General features: G+C 68.4%; 1 protein-coding gene. It reads right to left on the bottom strand.

The annotated features are described in order from the left end of the window. On the bottom strand, nucleotides 1-674 hold a 674-nt coding region (locus ACWTU9_RS33165), incomplete at its 3' end, for a hypothetical protein (protein ID WP_455862010.1). Nucleotides 675-820: the final 146 nt, after the last annotated feature.

Here is an 820-nt window from a genome sequence, read left to right as displayed (position 1 = left end):
ACTATGATGTCGATGGCCTGCCTGTAGTCTTCCGGCGCTCCCCCGTCGGCGGCACAAGACCCAGCAGGGCTATCGCCTGGTCCGGCATTGGCTTCCAACGGCGCGGCCGGCGGCCAATCATGCCCCTGCTCCCCAGACGCTTGCCCGGACAGATGCTCGTGGGCCTGCGGATACGTCTCGCCGTCCACGTCCGACGCCGGAAAGTAACCGTCCACTGTCAATCCGATCGTGCTATCCATGTCCGTCGGGTCGGGGAGCGGCGGCGTGAGGCCCGTCAATCCCGGAACCGACGGCTCGCCCTGCAATGGCGCGCCGGCCGATGCCCTCCCCTCGGTGGGAACCCCAGGAGCGCTATCGCTTGGTCCCGCAACGGGTTCGGGGGCATTTTGCTTGCGGAACAACTGCTGCTCCTGCAGCCAGTCCGGCTCCGCCGACGGATAGAGGAGGCCGCCCGGATCCTGCTCGTCGTCGGGCGTCGCTCCCCAGTCGGCGGCAGCAAATCCAGGAGCGCTATCGCCTGGTCCAGCACCCGCTTCCATCGGCACGGCGGGCCGCGAAACATGCTCCTGCTCCCCAAACGCCTGCCCGGACAGATGCTCGCGGGCCTGCGTCTCGCCGTCGACGGCTTCATCCGACGACTGATAGTGGTCCAGCGCCGCCCAGTCGAGGAGCATGCCTAGGTCCTGCCCGTCGTCCTGCGGATTGGCAATCGCTCCCCGGTCGGCGGCAGTAAATCCAGGAGCGCTGTCGCCAGGGCCGGCAAAGGCTTGCAACGGCGCAGCCGGCGGCCAAACATGCCCCTGCTGGCCCGCCTGCTCCG

The sequence above is a fragment of the Mesorhizobium sp. 128a genome (assembly GCF_053848025.1).
The sequence above is the reverse complement of the archived record's forward strand: the minus strand, read 5'-3'. Positions and strand labels throughout refer to the sequence as shown.